This window comes from Mycolicibacterium chubuense (assembly GCF_001044255.1).
Classification (GTDB): domain Bacteria; phylum Actinomycetota; class Actinomycetes; order Mycobacteriales; family Mycobacteriaceae; genus Mycobacterium; species Mycobacterium chubuense.
In genome coordinates, this window is the sequence record NZ_JYNX01000060.1 from 292183 (window position 1) to 306591 (window position 14409).

General features: G+C 66.4%; 12 protein-coding genes and 2 pseudogenes. 10 read left to right on the forward strand and 4 right to left on the reverse strand.

Annotation, left to right across the window (positions count from 1 at the left end):
• Positions 1–49: 49 nt before the first annotated feature.
• The gene (locus MCHUDSM44219_RS22225) at positions 50–778 is read left to right on the forward strand and encodes a Sua5/YciO/YrdC/YwlC family protein (protein WP_048420378.1); all 729 of its coding nucleotides are present in this window, start codon (positions 50–52) and stop codon (positions 776–778) included.
• An 87-nt stretch (positions 779–865) separates the two neighbouring features.
• Here the strand turns inward: MCHUDSM44219_RS22225 and MCHUDSM44219_RS22230 are convergent, their stop codons facing one another.
• The 3 genes from MCHUDSM44219_RS22230 to MCHUDSM44219_RS22240 form a co-directional block, all read right to left on the reverse strand.
• Positions 866–1720 carry an oxidoreductase gene (locus MCHUDSM44219_RS22230; protein WP_048420379.1) on the reverse strand — a complete coding sequence of 285 codons (855 nt, stop codon included), beginning with the start codon at positions 1718–1720 and terminating at the stop codon, positions 866–868.
• Entirely contained in the window at positions 1717–2316 is a 600-nt protein-coding gene (locus tag MCHUDSM44219_RS22235; protein WP_048420380.1) for a hypothetical protein, read from the reverse strand. Before MCHUDSM44219_RS22235 ends, MCHUDSM44219_RS22230 begins: the two co-directional genes overlap by 4 nt.
• 146 nt (positions 2317–2462) lie before the next feature.
• Positions 2463–3302 (reverse strand): IclR family transcriptional regulator, encoded by an 840-nt coding sequence (locus MCHUDSM44219_RS22240; RefSeq protein WP_048420381.1) that lies wholly within the window; start codon positions 3300–3302, stop codon positions 2463–2465.
• 105 nt (positions 3303–3407) lie between these two features.
• On the opposite strand from MCHUDSM44219_RS22240, the gene MCHUDSM44219_RS22245 reads away from it, so the two are divergent.
• The 5 genes from MCHUDSM44219_RS22245 (at position 3408) to MCHUDSM44219_RS22265 (ending at position 9067) form a co-directional block, all read left to right on the forward strand.
• Complete coding sequence (locus MCHUDSM44219_RS22245; protein WP_082162330.1) at positions 3408–4364, forward strand: alpha/beta fold hydrolase; 957 nt, start codon at positions 3408–3410, stop codon at positions 4362–4364.
• 81 nt (positions 4365–4445) lie between these two features.
• A complete protein-coding gene (locus tag MCHUDSM44219_RS22250; RefSeq protein ID WP_048420382.1) occupies positions 4446–5339 on the forward strand; it encodes an aldo/keto reductase in 894 nt (297 codons plus the stop codon).
• A 242-nt stretch (positions 5340–5581) separates the two neighbouring features.
• Positions 5582–6772, forward strand: a complete 1191-nt coding sequence (locus tag MCHUDSM44219_RS22255) for an NAD(P)/FAD-dependent oxidoreductase (RefSeq protein WP_048420504.1) — start codon at positions 5582–5584, stop codon at positions 6770–6772.
• On the forward strand, positions 6765–7532 hold the full coding sequence (locus tag MCHUDSM44219_RS22260) for an SDR family NAD(P)-dependent oxidoreductase (protein ID WP_236695551.1): 768 nt from the start codon (positions 6765–6767) through the stop codon (positions 7530–7532). Before MCHUDSM44219_RS22255 ends, MCHUDSM44219_RS22260 begins: the two co-directional genes overlap by 8 nt.
• Positions 7533–7576: 44 nt before the next feature.
• On the forward strand, positions 7577–9067 hold the full coding sequence (locus tag MCHUDSM44219_RS22265) for an ATP-binding protein (RefSeq protein WP_082162331.1): 1491 nt from the start codon (positions 7577–7579) through the stop codon (positions 9065–9067).
• Here MCHUDSM44219_RS22265 and MCHUDSM44219_RS22270 read toward each other — a convergent pair.
• A complete protein-coding gene (locus MCHUDSM44219_RS22270) occupies positions 9064–11841 on the reverse strand; it encodes a helix-turn-helix transcriptional regulator (protein WP_236695552.1) in 2778 nt (925 codons plus the stop codon). The genes MCHUDSM44219_RS22265 and MCHUDSM44219_RS22270 overlap by 4 nt on opposite strands.
• A 217-nt stretch (positions 11842–12058) precedes the next feature.
• Here MCHUDSM44219_RS22270 and MCHUDSM44219_RS22275 point away from each other — a divergent pair, with 217 nt between their 5' ends.
• The 4 genes and pseudogenes from MCHUDSM44219_RS22275 to MCHUDSM44219_RS29605 form a co-directional block, all read left to right on the forward strand.
• A complete protein-coding gene (locus tag MCHUDSM44219_RS22275; protein ID WP_053081349.1) occupies positions 12059–12607 on the forward strand; it encodes an SDR family NAD(P)-dependent oxidoreductase in 549 nt (182 codons plus the stop codon).
• A gap of 104 nt (positions 12608–12711) precedes the next feature.
• Entirely contained in the window at positions 12712–13470 is a 759-nt protein-coding gene (locus MCHUDSM44219_RS22280) for an SDR family oxidoreductase (protein WP_048420508.1), read from the forward strand.
• A gap of 70 nt (positions 13471–13540) precedes the next feature.
• Positions 13541–14200, forward strand: a pseudogene (locus MCHUDSM44219_RS22285) (SIS domain-containing protein); the annotation flags it as partial.
• A gap of 90 nt (positions 14201–14290) precedes the next feature.
• A pseudogene (locus tag MCHUDSM44219_RS29605) lies at positions 14291–14392 on the forward strand (3-hydroxyacyl-CoA dehydrogenase); the annotation flags it as partial.
• Positions 14393–14409: the final 17 nt, after the last annotated feature.

A 14409-nucleotide genomic window follows, 5' to 3' on the forward strand; every position in this document is an offset into this window, starting at 1 on the left:
GTCCACTGTTGACTCAGGACACGAGCGAGGTTCGGCGGGCGGAGGACCCATGAGCAGATACGACATTCCCGGCGACGCGCAGCGCATCTACGACACGGTTACCGCCGGCGGCGCCGTGATCATGCCGAGCGACATCGGCTACGGAGCGATCGCTTCATCCTCTGAGGCATTGCTTCGACTCTTCCGGGCCAAGCGACGGGCACCGCACAAACGACATGCGATGGCGGGCAACTACGACCTGCACCGCGAGATTCACGAACTCGGTCGACGAGAACAGGACATGGTCGACGCAGTCGTGCTCGATGCGGGGCTTCCCCTGGCTGTGGTCGGACCCTACGAGGCCACCCACCCCGTTGTGGCTGCCGTTGAACCCGAGACACTGGCGGCAAGCACAGTCGACGACACTCTCGCGATGCTCATCAACGGCGGTGCGCTTCAAGATGCGGTGGTCCGGCTCGCGCACGCAAACGGCACGCCGCTGCTTGGTTCGTCGGCGAACCTCACGGGCGCCGGGACGAAATTCCGTGTGCAGGACATCGAAGAGCCCATCGTCGACGCGGTTGATCTGGTCGTGGACCACGGACTGCGGAAGTACCACCTCTACCGCCGGTCGTCGACCATGATCGACTTCGCCACGATGGAGGTCGTCCGCATAGGTGCGTGCTACGAGCTGATCGCCGACATCTTCGCCAATCAGTTCGGCATCGACCTTCCCGCCGACCCCGGCTGGGATGCGCTGCCGTCGGGTCATCTGCGGGATCACATGTCGAGACATTGACTCGAGCCGACTGGTGGCCGGTCATGAAGAACGCCGTCACCGACCGCCGCATCGCACCCGCCACGACTTCACCTGATGAAACCCCGTCTAGCCGGTGGTCATTTGTGCGCCGTCATCGAAATCGGCACTGCGGGAGAGGCTTTCCCATGTCCTGATGTCTTCGTCGACGGCGGCCCTGGCTTCGCCGATCAGGCGCAGGGCATCAGAGCCCAGCACCAGGTGCGCCGGCGGATCGGCCATGGCGACTATCTTCAGCACTGCCTGGGCTGCTTTCTCCGGGTCACCCAGCTGGTTGCCGCTGGCCGCGAGTCGCGCGGCGCGGATGGGATCGAACACCGTGTCGTAATCAGCGATAGTGCGGCCGGCACGCGTCATCGAGCGACCGGCCCAATCGGTGCGGAACGACCCCGGTTCGATGGCGGTGACTCGGATCCCGAACGTGGAGACCTCTTTACGAAGGCTTTCCAGCATGCCCTCAACGGCGAACTTGCTCGCACAGTAGGCCGACATCCCCGGAACCGCCATCAGTCCGCCCATCGAGGTCACCGCCATCAGGTGCCCAGAGCCGCGGGCCCGCATGAACGGCAACGAAGCCTGCAACGTCGCCGCGACACCGAAAACGTTGGTGGCGAACTGCGCCCGCCATTGTGACAGGGAGGTCTCCTCGAAAACCCCTTCCACGCCGTAGCCTGCGTTGGCGATGACAACGTCGAGGGGGCCCACCGTTGCTTCGACATCCGCGACCGCCGCAAAGACGGCCGCGTCGTCCGTCACGTCGAGCACGTAGGCGTGCCCCCGATCCGTTGCCGTGAACTCCTCGAACACCGTGGCATCTCGTGGCTTACGCACCGTGCCTACCACGCGATGTCCCACTGCCAATGCGGCGACCGCGAACGCGCGCCCCAAGCCGCTGCTGACTCCGGTGATCAGCATTGTCTTCATGAGATCTCCTCTCGGGAGTCAAGTCGTCGCCGGCGCGCGCGCGTCACGCTCAACGAGGCTGCCGACAGCAAGAAGTACAGGGCGCCGAATGCGGCATACGGTGCGATATCGGTAGCGCTGGGCGTCGTCGGCCCCGCGGCCTTCCAGAGGAACATCACACCGACGACCCCGGACTGCGCACCGCTGAGGATCATCGCCCATTGTGCGCCAACATGTTTCCATCGGCGCGCAGCAGTTGCCAGCTGCAGCAGCCCCGACAGGCTCGCCCAGACGCCGAAGACCCCGAGCACCACGTTCATGCTCACCGCCAACCCGAAAGCCACGGCCAGGGTGGCCACACAGCTGACGGCCGTGTTGAACGCCTGGGTGCGATTCCGGCGCAAACCTCCGTTGTGCCGTGCATCGATGACGTTTGCCAATCCGTCCCACGCCGGGTAGATCAGCAGTAGTACCCCAGCCACGAACGAGAATCTGGGGCCGATGATCACGACGGCGGTGACCCAGACGAGGGAAACCAGTGCGCGCACAAAGTAGTACAGCCGGAGCCATTCGTCCGCTTCTGCGGATGTTCGATCCTTGAGGGACTGATCGGTCATGTTCTGTCCTTGAGCGGCGACGGTCCAGACGCATCGTTGCGGCCGGCATGGCTTCACTGTCAGTCGGCACGCAGGACGGCCGCCACCTAAGTTTCAGTTGGTGCAACCATGCGCGGTGTCATAGGGACAAGCGAGGCTTCAGAGCGTCAGCCGCGAGCAGCCGCCACCATGTCCTGGATGGTGACATCAAGGGATTCACGGCGCGCCGACGATTTCGGTCCGAGCAAGGCCGTCAAGTGTGGTGCGAGCCCGTCGCACGCGGCGATCAACGGCCGCGCGAGCGTCCGCAGTGTTCCCTCCGAAAGTCGGTCGTCGGGTCCGGCGATGGCGATCGACCCGAGCGGGTAGCCGGTGTCCAGGTCGAGCAGGGCTGCACCGATCCCGTTGAGGGACAGGTGATTCTCGCTGAACGACAGGGCATAGCCGTCGGCGCGGATGATATCGAGCTCCCGTTCGAGCTTTGCGCGACTGTTGGTGAACGTGTGTTGCGCCACCACCGCGTCGGCCTCATCCACAGGCAGGTGCGCCAAGATCACGCGGCCGCTGCAACCGGAGGTGAGTGGTGCCCGCTCACCGATGTGGACGCGCTTCTTCTGCGGCTCGGTAACTTGTTCGGTGCCGAGCACGAGGACTCGATGCTCGCAGCTGCGAAGATGCATCGTTGCGGTCGCCTGAGCCATGGCGGCCAGTCTGAACAGCACGGGACGCGCACGTTGGAGCAACGCGGGGCGTGGCCCCACCAGCGAGGCCAACGCGAGCGAGCGGCTCCCTATGCGGTAGCCCTGGCGGCCGGCATGGTCGACGTAGCCCTCGTCCTGCAGCGTGCGCAACACGCGGTACGCGCCGGCTTTGGACAAGCCGACGGCCGCCGCGATCGCCAGGAGACTTGCGGGCTGTTCCATGGCGGCAAGCGTTTCGAGCACCAGTAGCGGCCTCCGGAGAAGGTCCGGTTGGGCGGGTTTCGGCGACTTCCGGGGCCCTGACATCACACCTCATTGGTTTCAGTTGGCGAAACCAACTTTGCACCACCTCGTGCGCGCTGTCCACAGTCGAGGTCGAAACGGGCGATCATTCCGAGAGGCACCAAGAAGATGACCACAGCGAGCGGTATCGATGTCCGCCACGGCCGGGCCTGGGTCGACCCGGATGAGACGGTTCGCATCGGTTATACGGTTGTCACTCCCCCTGACGCCACCAAGACAGTCGTACTCCTCCACGGCGCCCCCCAAACGCGATACGAGTGGCGCAAGGTCATGATGCCGCTGGCGGCAGCCGGGTACCGGGTGATCATGCCCGACTACCGCGGCGCCGGCGCCTCCGACAAGCCGCGTGACGGGTACGACAAGTGGACCATGGCCGGTGATGTTCACAGCCTCGTCCGCGAGACCCTGGGCGTGGCGGAGCCCATCTCACTTGTCGGTCATGATCTCGGGTCGACACTGGCGCTGAGTTACGCGCTGCGGTACCGCGACGATGTCGTCAGCGCCACCTTCATGGAAGCTCCGCTGCCGGGCACCGCCTACTACGACTGGCGCGTGACTCAGAAGTCGGCGTGGCAGTTCTCCTTTCACGCCAACCCGGATATCGCGGTGTACCTCACCCATGGACGCGAGCGGTGGTACATCAACCGATTCTTCGACAAGTTGGCTTACCAACCGGATGCGATCTCCAACGATGACCTCGACGTTTACGCCCGCGCTTTCGAAGCCCCGGGAGCCATGCGGGCACTGTGTGAGATCTACCGGGAACTCGACCGCGACGCCGACGACAACCGCACCGCGCTGCGCAGGCACGGCAAGCTCACCATCCCGGTGTTGGCGTCGGGAGGTGCCTCCAATCCTCTCGCCGGAAACTTCCGGTCGATGTGTGAAGAGGTCGCTGATTCGGTGACAGGCCAGCTTGTCCCGGACTGCGGCCACTGGGTGGCTGAGGAGCAGCCGACGTACTTCACCAGGATGTTCGGTGAATTCGACGCGGCCGCCCGGTCACGGCCCTCCTCGCCGGAGCCGGGCCCGGCGACACCCGTCAGATCGATGCACGGAACCTGACCTGGGCGCGGTGGCGCGGGCCTCCCGCGAGCACCCCGCTCACGAACAACAGTGGAAACGCAGTGAAATGGAGAAATCGCAATGGTGAACGTGGACCCGCAGACGATCAGTATCGGCGGCAAGAAGGTATCGCGCTTGGGTTTCGGTTCGATGAGATTCACGGGCCGCGGCATCTGGGGTGAGCCCCAGGACCGCGATGAATGCATCGCCGTGGCCCGTCGGGCGGTCGACCTCGGTGTGCAGTTCATCGACACGGCCGACTCGTACGGACCGCATGTCGCCGAACAGATCCTGTATGAGGCGCTGCATCCCTACCCCGATGACGTCGTCATCGCGACGAAGGCGGGCTTGACCCGAAATGGACCTGACGTCATCGACACCGACGCCGGGCCGAAACGCCTCGGGCCGGCGGCGTGGCCACCGGTCGGACGACCCGAATACCTGCGGCAGCAGGTCCTGATGAGCATGCGTCGATTGGGAGTCGATCAGATCGACCTCTTGCAGCTGCACCGGGTGGACCCTCAAGTGCCGTTGGCCGATCAGATCGGTGAACTCAAGGCGCTCCAGGACGAGGGCAAAATCCTCGAGATCGGCATGTCGCAGTGCACCGTGGCGCAGCTCGACGAGGCGCGGCAGATCGCCGACATCGTGAGTGTCCAAAGCCGGTTCAACGTCATCGACCGGAGCGCCAAAGACATTCTGGATGTGTGCGAACGCGACGGGCTCGCGTTCATTCCCTGGGCGCCGGTGGCGCAGGGCGGGCTCGCTGCGGCCCACCAAGCGCTCGACGACATCGCCCGGGCTCACCAGTGCACCGTGGGCCAGGTGGCCATCGCCTGGTTGTTGCATGTCTCACCGGCGATGCTGCCCATCCCCGGCACATCGCGCCGCACGCATCTGGAAGAGAACATGGCTGCCGCTGACGTGCAGCTGACACCCGAACAGATCGACGAGCTCAGCGCGGCTGCCAGTTGATCAGCCGCGTCGGGAGACGGCCCGTTCTCGAGCGACAGACAACAGCCCCGATGGTCGGGCGCGTCGTGTACCTCGAGCCCCTCCAAGGGTGGGTAGCCCGCTGACTTGGGGTTACGGAGCACCTTGTGCTCGCCGGCGCACGCGAACGTCGTGGTCCGCCCACGAAACCGCACGTAGACCGGACGAAGACTACGGGTTTTCCGTGGTCCCTGACCGGGGCCTTGGGTGCCATCGTCGAAGACATGAAGGACACATCAGTTCTCGGTGGCGGCTCCGCCACCCGAGTCGTCATCGTCGGCGGCGGCTATGCCGGCGTTCTGACCGCCAACCGCCTCAGCCAGCGCGCCGACATCGACATCACCCTGGTCAATCCGCGCCCCATCTTCGTCGAACGAATCCGGCTGCATCAATTGGTTGCCGGCAACGATGATGCCGTCGAGTCTTATTCGGCTATCCTCACCGATCGCGCGAACCTGGTGGTCGACAGCGCTCAACTCATTGACGCCGCCGCTCACCAACTGCGGCTGATCTCCGGCGCTTCCCTGAGTTTTGACTTCCTGATCTACGCCGTGGGCAGCACCGCACCGATGCCCGCCGCAGTCCCTGGTGCGCCCGAATTCGTCTATCCACTAGGCGAATTAGAGGCAGCGCAACGCCTGGCCGCCCGCCTGGCCGATGTCCCGTTGCAGGCCCCGATCGTCGTCGTGGGCGGCGGGCTGACCGGGATCGAGGCTGCCTCAGAATTTGCCGAGGCCGGACGCAACGTGACCCTGGTCACCGGTGCACTGGGCCCATCACTGGCCAAGGGCGGACGCAAGTCGGTGGCCAGGCAGTTGACGAAACTCGGGGTCCGCGTGGTCGAGAACGCCACGGTCACGCAGGTCGGCGAGGACCGGGTGACTCTGCGCGACGGCACCGATCTGCCGAGTGCGGCGACGGTCTGGACCGCCGGCTTCATTGTTCCCACCCTGGCCGCTGACAGCGGCCTGTCCACCGACCGGCTCGGCCGGCTGGTGACAGACGAAACCCTGACCAGTGTCGACGATCCCTCGATCATCGCGGCCGGCGATGCGGCATCCCCGTCGGCGCAGCCGTTGCGGATGAGCTGTCAGCTCGCGATGCCGCTGGCCTCGCACGCCGCCGATACCGTCCTGGCTCGGTTGCAGGGCAGGGAACCCACGGCCCTGAACCCGGCCTCGGTAGGTCAGTGCATCAGCCTGGGCCGCCACGCCGGCACCATCCAGATGTCGCACTTCAACGACGTCGCTCTGCCGATGCACCTCAGCGGCCACCTCGCCGCCACCATCAAAGAGGCGGTGTGCAAGGGCACCCTGTCGTTCCTGTCCGAGGAGGCCCGCAAACCGGGCAGCTACTTCTGGCCCCACGGCGGAAAGCGCCAGAAGAACCTGAAGAAGGGAAGAGTCGATGTCTGACGTCGTCTCCTACCCCGACGGTGACCACGCCGGACCGATGAGTGAGCTTGCTGGCCGAACCGCACTGGTCACCGGTGGCACCGCCGGGATCGGCTTCGCGACGGCCCACCGGCTGGTGCACGCGGGCGCCTCGGTCATCATCACCGGACGCAACCTCGAACGCGGACAGCAGGCACGGGAAGCCCTCGGGCCGGCGGCACAATTCGTCGCCGTGGACATGGCCGACCCGGCCGGTGTGGGGAGACTGGCCCGCAATCACGAGCCCGACATCCTGGTCAACAACGCCGCACGCTTCCCGGCCAGCCTGACCGTCGACCAGGACGAGAACGAGTTCGGGCACACCTTCGCCACCAACGTGCGCGGCCTCTACTTCCTGGTAGCCGCAACGGTGCCCACCATGATCCATCGCGGTGGCGGTTCCATCGTCAACGTCACCTCCATGGTGGCGTCCAAAGGTGTTCCGGGCGCGTCGGTGTACAGCGCGTCCAAGGCAGCGGTCGAGCAGTTGACGCGAACGTGGGCCGTCGAGTTCGGCCCGCACCACATCCGGGTCAACAACGTGGCGCCCGGCCCGACGACCACCGAGGGTGTCGCAGCCGAATGGGGTGACACCAACGAGGAACTCGGGCGCGCGCTGCCACTCGGGCGCACGGCGGATCCCGCCGAGATCGCCGAGGCGATCTACTTCCTCGCCTCGCCACGAGCCAGTTTCATCACCGGAACCACGCTGCACGTGGACGGCGGCGGCACCGCCGTCTGAAAGGAGAATGATGGAATTCGACGACCAATGCGGCCTCAACCGGCATGGATGACGCGCTGTCATCGACCACCGGTCAGCCGGTCTCGGGGTGGCGACACGAACTGGGCCCACCGCCGCGGCGTGCCCCGCAGAGCCTCATCGACGAGCTCCGGACCGTGTTCCTCTTCAAGTTCCTCACCGATGAGCAGCTCGATGCGCTGTGCGGCAACGGCCATTGCACCACAGCTGCGGCGGGACCGGTGTGCCGCGAAGGAGCGCCGGCGCAGTTCTTCTACGTACTGCTCGACGGCGGTGACGTGGTGGTGTCGAAACGGTCCGGCGACAGTGACGTCGAGCTCCACCGGACATCCGAGCGGGGAACGTATTTCGGTGCCCTCTCCGATACCGTCCAGGTGTACGACGTGTCGGTGCGGGTGACACGACCGTCGCGACTGTTCGTGGTCGGGACGGGGTTCTTCACGCGGTTCACCCGGACGGTATGGCCGGTGGCGGTCCACCTGCTCGAGAGCAGCGTCACCGGCGGTCTGCGGCAGCGTCAGCTGCTGGGGCTCCAGGAGAAGCACCACGCGCTGGCGACCATCACGGCGGGACTCACCCATCAGCTCAACAACCCCGCGGCGGCCGCCATACGAGCGGTGGCAGACCTGCGGGACAGCATGGCTGACGCGCACCGCCATCTCGGGCTGCTCGCCGTCGCCGCTCCGCAGGCACTGAGCGGGCTGCTCGCCATTCAGGACGAGATCACCGCACTGCTGGCCACCGAGGCGACACTGTCGCCACTGCAAGCCGCGGATCGTGAGGATGCGCTTGACGACTGGCTCGCGAGTCACGGTATCGGGGACAGCTGGCGCTACGCCTCGACCTTCGTCGAGGCCGGTCTCGACGAGAGCTGGTTGGACCGTATCGCCGCCGCTACGCAATCGTCGCTGCAGAGCGCGATCCACTGGCTCGAGAACATCATCGATATCGAGATGCGGACCCGGGAGATCGCCGAGGCCACCGCACGCATCGCAACCCTGGTCGACGGCGCCAAGCCCTACTCCCAGATGGACCGCGGCCCCTACCAGTGCATCGACGTCCACGAGATGCTGCGAAGCACCGTGCTGATGTTCGGCGACAAGATCGCGATGGCCGGGAAGCCCGTCACCCTGATCAAGGACCTCGACGACTCACTACCGGAATTGTCCTGTTATCCAGCTGATCTGAACCAGGTGTGGACCAACCTGATCGACAACGCGCTGCACGCGATGCGCGGACGCGGCACACTGACGGTGCGCACCCGGCGGGAACGTGATTCGATGATCCGGGTGGAGATCTGCGATGACGGACCCGGCATCCCCGAAGAGATCCTCGGCCGGATCTTCGACCCGTTCTTCACCACCAAACCCGTGGGCGAAGGGCCGGGCCTGGGTCTGGATCTGGCGCGCCGCATCGTCGTGGACCGGCACCGCGGCCGCATATCCGTGCAGTCGGCACCGGGTGACACCCGCTTCATCGTGTGCCTGCCGCTGGAAGCACCCGGCCCAGCCGGCTAGCCGAGCCTCCTCCGGAGGTCACGCCGGGAGCGAATACCCAACTTGGTGAACACCTTCCGCAGATGCCACTCCACGGTGTGCGCGCTGATGAACAGCTGGCCCGCGATCTCCTGATTGGTCAGACCTTGGCCAGCCAGCTCGGCGATCTGGTGCTCCTGCGGGCTCAGTTCCTCACCGGCGCTGGTGGGTTGCTTGCGGATCTTCTGTCCGGCGGCCTGAAGTTCGCGGCGGGCCCGTTCGGCGAACGCTGCTGAGCCCATCTGAACGAAAGCCTGGTGGGCGATCCGCAATGGCTCGCGTGCGATGGTGGCAGGCGCGTTGCGGCGCAACCACTCGCCGTACACCAAACGGGCCCGGGCCAGGTGGATCAGTTGGTTCGTCGCTTCGAAGTGGGTGATCGATTCCAGGTACAGCGCCTCAGCCTGCCGGCCGTCGCTCAGCAGGGCGCGCGAGCGGGCCAGCGCGCCCAACGCTCGCGGTGTCCCCGCCGCTCGGGCCCGCTCCTGCAGATGGCCGAGAACCTGCTGGGCGAACACACGATCGTCGGCCCGGACAGCGGCTTCGACCGCCTCGACCAACAACCCGCTGCGGAATCCGAAATCGTCGTATTCGAGGGCAGTTCGTGCCGCGCCCAGCGCCACGGCGTACCGACCAAGGCCGTTGTTCACCACGGCGGTGGCGTAGTGGGCCAGCCCGGCGACCCGGCCCTCACCGCGCGTGCGGCCGGACTCGATGGCCGCCGTAGCCAACCGGGTGACCTCGGACTCGTCACCCTGCCAGGCCGCCACCACCATGCGGTGATACTTCAACGGCGTGTAATTGATGGCGATCGACAGATCGTTGGCTTCGGCGATAAGTGAGCTGGCCGAGGCCAGTTCACCAAGTTCGACGTGGGCGCCGGCGCGGGACGACAACGCGGCCGGAACCAGAGCCAGCGCGCCGCTGCCGGTCGCCGAGCGGACGGCATACGACGCGACCTCCTGCCATCCGTCATCCCAGGTCTCGTGAATCAGTGATTCGTGGGCGATGGGAAATCCCCGCCAGAACCACCCTGCGCCACCGGCCCGCGCCGACTCCTTGATCGCCTCCAGGGCGCGGCGCATGGCGGGCATCGCCTCCGCGGCACCGATGGCGAACCGCTCCGCCAGCGCTCGGGTGAGAAGTTCGATCGGGGTCCGCGGCTCTGAAGTGGTCAGGGCCGCACGAGCGGAGGCGGCAACGTCAGCGATCAACGTCGGTGCGCTGCGCCCGACGTACATCGCCGCGCAGAGCGCCTCCAGGTACGCCTCGACGGCCAGTTCGGCGTCGAGTGCCTCCAATTGCCGCGCCACGGCGGTGAACTGCGTGACGGCCTCGGCGAGGGTCTCGGCGTCCCCGCTGGCGCGCGCGCCCGCGAACTCGAGTCTGGTGCGCAATTGGCCCAACCGCGCCCGCTGCAGGCCCGACAGCGGGCCACGTTCGGCGGTCGCCAGCAGGTGGCGGGCGGTATCGAACGAGGCGATCTCACGATGCGCCTCCGCTGCGGCCAGCGCACGCACACTGCGCTGTGCCGGATCCGGGGTCAACTCAACCGCACGAGTCAAAAATGCTGCGGCCGAGGCGGTTCCGCCTCGCTGGCGGGCGCGATCTGCGGACTGCTCCAGGTCGAGAGCCACGTCCTCGTCCACGGATGCGACGGCCAGCGCCCGATGCCAGGCCCGCCGGTCCGGATCGACGAGGGGGTCGGTGACCGCCGCCAGTGCACCGTGGGCGGCCCTGCGCTGCTCGAGACTCGCCGACCGGTAGGCGACCGAGCGCGCGAGCGGGTGGTGAAACTGCACGCGGGTGTCGACGTGGATCAATTCGGCGTCCTGGGCGGGCGCCATCGCCGAGATTTCGAGACCGAGGTGTGCCAGCGCCCGGGTCAGCAGTGCCGGGTCACCGACGGGTTCCGCGGCTGCCACGTGGAGAAACATCCGTGTCTCGACGGGCAGATCATTGATCAGTTGTCGGTAATGCTGCTCGACGCCGGCGCTCACCGGCACCCGCTGGGTGCCGGCGGGCGCGTCGAAGGCATCGACGTACTTCGGAGACTCCAGCAGTGCCAACGGGTTTCCCCGCGATTCTGCGACGATTCGGTCGACGACTGCCGCGTCGAGACGTCCCGGAAACGCCGACTCCAGCAAGCTGCGTGCATCACGATCGTCGAGCCCGCCCACGATCAGGGTCGGCAGCCCCGCAGTGCCGTCGATCGGACTGCGCAGCGCGAAAACCAATCCCACCGATTCGGCCTGCAACCGGCGCGCGACGAAGAACAGCGTCTGCGCCGAGACCTGATCCAGCCACTGCACATCGTCGACCACGCACAGCACCGGCCGGTCCGCAGCAGCGGCGGCCAGCAGTCCCAGCACCGCCAATCCGACGAGGAACCGGTCGGGTGCGATCCCGAAGGAACTGAGGCCGAAGGCCTGCTCGAGCGCGTCGCGCTGCGGCTGCGACAAACCGGCTCGGTGGTGCAGCACCGGCGCGCACAACTGTTGCAGGCCGGCGAAAGCCAAGTCCATGTCCGATTCGACACCGACCGCGCTCAACACCGTGCAGTTCGCGGCGTACTCCCGCAGATAACGCAGCAGCGCCGTCTTGCCGATGCCGGCCTCCCCCTGCAGCACCCGCACCTCGCTGCGCCCCGACCGCAGCGCATCCACCAGGTCCCCCAGCGCCCGACATTCGAGGTCGCGGCCGGCGAGCGCCGCGGTGCTCGGGTCGGGGATCGCCGTCACGATCGAGTTGACCACCTGTCTGGAACGCCGGATGCAGCCAACGCCCCCGGCCGCAGTACGAGCAAATCCTGTCATGTCACGCCGCCGGATGCCGACCTACCGAAGGACTACGGGTTTTCCGTGGTCCTTTCCGGCGCGACGACTGCCATCGTTGTCCATTGTCGTCCAAGCACGGTGCAACAGATGAAGGCAGGCGATGATCGCTCCGGAACTTCAGAGATGCGCGGCCCTGGTGACCGACGGGACCTCAGGCCCGGGACTGGCCGTCGCACGGCTGCTCAGGAACGCCGGCGCGCACGTCGTGGTCAGCGGCCGTGACCCCGTCGCGGGGAAGATCGCGGCCTCCCACATCGGCGGCGGTACGCGGTTCATCGCCGCCGACCTGACCGACCTGGCGACCGTCGACCATCTGGCGCGTCAGATGCCCGTCGACATCCTGATCAACAATGCCGCCGTCACGGATATCGATCAGCTCACCGGGTTGTACTTCCTGGTGGCCACCATCGCGCCGGGCATGGTCCGCCACGGCGGAGGGGCCATCGTCAACGTCGTGTCCGGAACCGGCGCGCCCGTCACGGCGCTGACGCGTACCTGGGCCGCAGAATTCGGGGCCGACGGCATCCGGATCAACAGCGTCGTCACCGGGGAAAGGCCGAGCCCGCTGGGGCGCGTCGTCGAGCCCACCGATATCGCCGAGGCCACCGTATTTCTGGCCTCACCGCGCGCGAGTTACATCACCGGCGCCACTCTTCTTGTCGACGGCGGTGCCGCCGTCCTATGAGCTCACTTCACGAATCCGACAGCGGCACCGCCTATCGCGTAAGCCAGAAGACCGATCTCGCAACGTATCCAACCGATTCACCCCGAGAGAAAGGCAGCACGGCGATGGCCGAACCTACGAGGAGCATCACCGTGATCGGCGCCACCGGCCTGATCGGCCGCCAACTCGTCCCCCTGCTCAGCAGCCGAGGTCACGACGTCACCGCTGCCTCCCGCGACTCCGGTGTCGACCTGCTCACCGGGCAGGGTCTCGACGAGGCGCTCGCCGACGCGGAGGTCATCATCGACGTGATCAACTCCGCCACCCCCGACGACTCCGCCGAAGCGTTCTTTCAGCAGACCGCAGCCAACCTGTCCGCTGCCGCCGCCAAGGCCGGCGTCGGACATTACGTCGTGCTGTCCATCGTCGGCGCCGACGACATGGCCCCCAAAGCCGGATACATCCGCGGCAAGATCGCCCAGGAGCGCGCCGCCGTGACATCGGGGGTTCCCTGGACGGTTGTGCGGGCCACGCAATTCCACGAACTGGCTGAACCCATCACCGAATCCCTGATCGTCGGCGACGAGCTGCGAGCCCCGGAGGCCCTCATCCAGACCATCGACTCCGCCGAGGTCACCGCAATCCTGGCCCGCATTGCCGTCGACGAGCCGCTCAACACCATTCACAACATCGGCGGCCCGCAGAAGATGTCCTTCTCCGACATGGCCCGAGCCGTCCTGCGCCACCAGAGCCGAACGCTCAACGTCGTCGACGACCCGTCGGCAACGTACAGCGGGCTGAGCATCGACTACACGACGCTCGTCACCGACGACGAGGCCGAACGAGGTATCACGCGACTGGCCGCCTGGCTGGCGCGCCGCTGAGCCTGCCCGGGAGGACATGCGTTCATGTGTGCAATCGTCGGTTATGTGGGGCACCGGCCCGCCCGCCCCATCCAACGGCAGCCAGATTCCGCGCGAGGCCGATGCGGTGCTCTACACCCGTGCCAGCCCGGAGATCGGGGAGGCCTCCACCAAGACGTTCCTGGCGCAACTGACCGCCAATTACTTTGTGGGACTCGCCTGGAGGCGATGCCCGAGCAGGTAGCGCGGGTGCTGACGTGCATGGATTCGGTCACCGAGCTGGCGCGCCGGTTCGCCGGCTCCTCGGCCGTGCTGTTCCTGGGACGTCATGTCGGCTACCCGGTGGCGCTCGAAGGCGCGCTGAAACTCAAGGAACTGGCGTACATGCACGCCGAGGGATTCGCCGCCGGTGAGCTCAAGCACGGTCCGATCGCGCTGATGGAGGACGACTTGCCGGTGATCGTGGTGATGCCGTCACCGAAGAGCACCGCGACGCTGCACGCCAAGCTGTTGAGCAACATCAGGGAGGTCCAGGCTCGCGGGGGCGGTCACCGTCGTCATCGCCGAAGAAGGCGACGACACGGTGGCTCCATACGCGAATCATCTGATCGAAATCCCCTCTGTATTAAATCTTTTCCCGCCGCTGCTGTCGACGGTCCCCATGCAGGTCTTCGCCGCCGGGGTGGCACAGGCCCGTGGCTACGACCTGGACAAGCCGCGCAACCTCGCCAAGTCGGTCACCGTCGAATAGATAGAGGGGCCGTCGAGAGGTTCTTTCCTGGTAAGTCGCCAGATGTCACTCGAATGTCCAATGGGCCGGGTACATATGGCTCCCCTTGTCGACCTCGACGCCGTAGGGGTTCGGGTGAACACCGTCGCGCCCGGTCTGATCGACACGCCGATCCAAGGGGAAGGTCCGGAATCCGGACAGGGCCGCAGCAGGCGGGAAAGTGGGTTGTC

Excerpts from the sequence above, each read along its gene's own strand:
- MCHUDSM44219_RS22255 (WP_048420504.1), top strand. The coding sequence starts at position 5,582 with ATGAAGGACACATCAGTTCTCGGTGGCGGCTCCGCCACCCGAGTCGTC.
- MCHUDSM44219_RS22245 (WP_082162330.1), top strand. The coding sequence starts at position 3,408 with ATGACCACAGCGAGCGGTATCGATGTCCGCCACGGCCGGGCCTGGGTC.
- MCHUDSM44219_RS22225 (WP_048420378.1), top strand. The coding sequence starts at position 50 with ATGAGCAGATACGACATTCCCGGCGACGCGCAGCGCATCTACGACACG.
- MCHUDSM44219_RS22240 (WP_048420381.1), bottom strand. The coding sequence starts at position 3,302 with ATGTCAGGGCCCCGGAAGTCGCCGAAACCCGCCCAACCGGACCTTCTC.
- MCHUDSM44219_RS22230 (WP_048420379.1), bottom strand. The coding sequence starts at position 1,720 with ATGAAGACAATGCTGATCACCGGAGTCAGCAGCGGCTTGGGGCGCGCG.
- MCHUDSM44219_RS22250 (WP_048420382.1), top strand. The coding sequence starts at position 4,446 with ATGGTGAACGTGGACCCGCAGACGATCAGTATCGGCGGCAAGAAGGTA.
- MCHUDSM44219_RS22260 (WP_236695551.1), top strand. The coding sequence starts at position 6,765 with ATGTCTGACGTCGTCTCCTACCCCGACGGTGACCACGCCGGACCGATG.
- MCHUDSM44219_RS22280 (WP_048420508.1), top strand. The coding sequence starts at position 12,712 with ATGGCCGAACCTACGAGGAGCATCACCGTGATCGGCGCCACCGGCCTG.
- MCHUDSM44219_RS22265 (WP_082162331.1), top strand. The coding sequence starts at position 7,577 with ATGGATGACGCGCTGTCATCGACCACCGGTCAGCCGGTCTCGGGGTGG.
- MCHUDSM44219_RS22235 (WP_048420380.1), bottom strand. The coding sequence starts at position 2,316 with ATGACCGATCAGTCCCTCAAGGATCGAACATCCGCAGAAGCGGACGAA.